1 protein-coding gene and 1 pseudogene are annotated in these 2,845 nt (G+C 58.5%); one reads left to right on the forward strand and one right to left on the reverse strand.

Annotation, left to right across the window (positions count from 1 at the left end; all coding sequences use genetic code 11):
• Window positions 1-199: pseudogene (locus FEM54_RS34455) on the reverse strand (aminoglycoside phosphotransferase); the annotation flags it as partial.
• A 130-nt stretch (window positions 200-329) separates the two neighbouring features.
• On the opposite strand from FEM54_RS34455, the gene FEM54_RS29580 reads away from it, so the two are divergent.
• Window positions 330-2,845 (forward strand): LPS-assembly protein LptD (locus tag FEM54_RS29580; protein WP_138453956.1); only part of this gene is annotated, 2,516 nt, incomplete at its 3' end.

A 2,845-nucleotide genomic window follows, 5' to 3' on the forward strand; every position in this document is an offset into this window, starting at 1 on the left:
GTGGCGGTGGAGCGTCCATGACGACGAACGTGCGACCGCCGCCCTCCCACCGGAAATAACGCCTGAACCTCGCGTCGCTGCTGGCCGCGGTCAATGTGGCCGGAGGTACGACACCCCAGTCCTGAGCGTTGAAAAGGATCGGCAACTGCTCATCCAGCCAAACTTTCAGCTGTTGTAAACGTAGATCTTGCTCGGGCATTACAAGGGTCTCCGACGGCGCTAGCCGTCAAGCGGGTCATGCTTTATTATCACGCATCTTTTTCAGACCATCGAGAGGCGTGCGGCCCAAACCGCGGGCAGATGGCACGCAGGAAGCCCGGACTAATAAGATGGCATTGAAATCCCCCGCGTTTCGTAGAAAATTTCCGTTGCTGGTAACCGGCAGTCTGCTGGCCATGCAACCTTTCGCCACCTCATTCGTGGTCGCCGCGGAACAGTATGACTGCTCAGTCTCTGCTTCGGGTGCCTGGGATTGCGCGCCAAAAACCGCCGCAGCCCCGTTACCACCGCGCCCGGTGCACGACGGTGCAGCCGTCAGCGCCGCTGGCAGCACGGCGCAAGCCGATGCTGGCGGCACCGCTGCGGCCGAGCCGAAGACCACCCTGGTCACCGAGTCCAAGGGCCGTGGCCTGCGTTCGCGCAGTGCCGACTACAGCCACCTGGACTGGGTGCCTCGCGACAAGCTGACCGCAGCCCAACTGGCTGAGACCGGCCCGTATTGCTCCGGCGCGTACATCGAGCCGACCCGTCCTGGCATGAACGACAAGACGGACAAAAGCGATTCGCCGACCTTCATCGGTGCCAAGGTGTCTCGTTACGAGCAGGAACAGCAGGTTGCGACCCTGGCCGGTGACGTCGTCATGCGCCAGGGCAGCATGCAGATGGAGGCTCAGGAAGCCAGCCTGTACCAGGCCGAGAACCGTGGCGAGCTGAACGGCGATGTGCGTCTGCGCGACAACGGCGCCCTGATCGTCGGCGACCACGCCGAGGTCCAGCTCGATACCGGCGCGGCCCAGATCGACAATGCCGAATACGTGCTGCACAAGTCGCGCATTCGCGGTAACGCCCTGTACGCCAAGCGTGCCGAAAACGCGATCATCCGTCTCAAGGACGGTACGTACACCACCTGCGAGCCGGACAGCAACGCCTGGCAGCTCAAGGGCAACAACATCACGTTGAACCCGGCCACCGGTTTCGGTACGGCCACCAACGCGACGTTGCGGATCAAGAACATCCCGATCCTCTACACCCCGTACATCTACTTCCCGATCGACGACCGTCGTCAATCCGGCTTCCTGCCGCCAAGCTTCAGCACCGGCAGCGAAACCGGCTTCACACTGGTTACGCCGTACTACTTCAACCTGGCGCCAAACTATGACGCCACGTTGTACCCGCAATACATGACCAAGCGCGGCATGATGGTTGAGGGCGAATTCCGCTACCTCACCAAGTCCAGCGAAGGGCAGTTCGGCGGCGCGTACCTGAACGACGACAGCGACGAGCGCAAGAATCAGACTGATTACGAAAAAACCCGTTACATGCTCAATTGGCAGCATAAGGGCGGGTTGGATTCGCGTGTTTCAACTCAGGTTGACTACACCAACATCAGCGACCCTTACTTCTTCCAGGACCTCAAGACCTACGAAGAAGGTATTCAGCCTCGCGACTTTGTGAACCAGCAGGGTTCCGTGACTTATCGCGGTGACTCCTATCAGGCGCGCCTGAACCTGCAGGCTTACCAGCTTGCGACGATTTCCCAGATCACCCCGTATAACCGGTTACCGCAGATCACCTTTAATGGGGCGCTGCCGTATCATCCAGGCGGTGTGAACTTCACCTATGAAACTGAAGCGGTTCGGTTTGATCGTGACCTGGAAAATGGCAACTTTACCGATGAAAACAACCTGGTTTCGCCTCGCCTCGACACGTTTGTTACGGGTCTGACCCGTGCGAACGGTACTCGCCTGAACGTCGCGCCAGCTGTTGATTACCCAATGAACTGGACCTACGGTTTTATTACGCCGAAGCTCAAGTACGTGTACACCAAGTACGATCTTGACCTGGACAGCACGGGTAAGAACCAGATCATCGCGCAACAGGCGGCAGCGACGGCAGCTAATCCCTATGCTGGTGGCAACTTCAAGAGTTCCCAGGACCGCGCTATTCCAATCGCCAGTATCGACAGCGGCTTGTATTTCGACCGCAATACCAACTGGTTCGGCAAAGACTATCGCCAGACCCTGGAACCGCGCGCGTTTTACCTCTATGTGCCTAACAAGGACCAGAGCGATATTCCGGTATTCGACACCAGTGAATACTCGTTCAGCTACTCCTCGCTGTTCCGCGATAACCGCTTCAGCGGCAACGACCGGATCGGCGACGAGAACAAGCTGTCCCTGGGCGTAACCAGCCGCTGGATTGAAGACAACGGCTTCGAACGTCAGCGCGTGTCCGTGGGTCAGGCGGTGTACTTCAAGGATCGCCAGGTTCAATTGCCGGGTGTCCTTGCTTCCGACCGCTCCGACGCACAGTCCGACGTGTCGCCTGTTGCCCTGGAATACGAATACCGCTACAACCGCGATTGGCGCGCCACAGCTGACTTCAACTGGGACACCGAAGAACACAGCACCCGCTCCGGCAGTGCAATGCTTCACTACCAGCCGGAAGACAACCCGAACAAGATCATCAACGTCGGTTATCGCTATCGTAACGACCAGGTTGTCTACAACCAGCTGACCGGCAAATGGCAGTTCGGTGGTGACTACGGGCAACCAGGCGACCCGAACTTCGTGAAGGATTACTACAAAATCCAGCAACACGACTTCTCGATGATGTGGCCGATCAT

Source organism: Pseudomonas edaphica (genome assembly GCF_005863185.1).
In the GTDB taxonomy this organism is placed as follows: domain Bacteria; phylum Pseudomonadota; class Gammaproteobacteria; order Pseudomonadales; family Pseudomonadaceae; genus Aquipseudomonas; species Aquipseudomonas edaphica.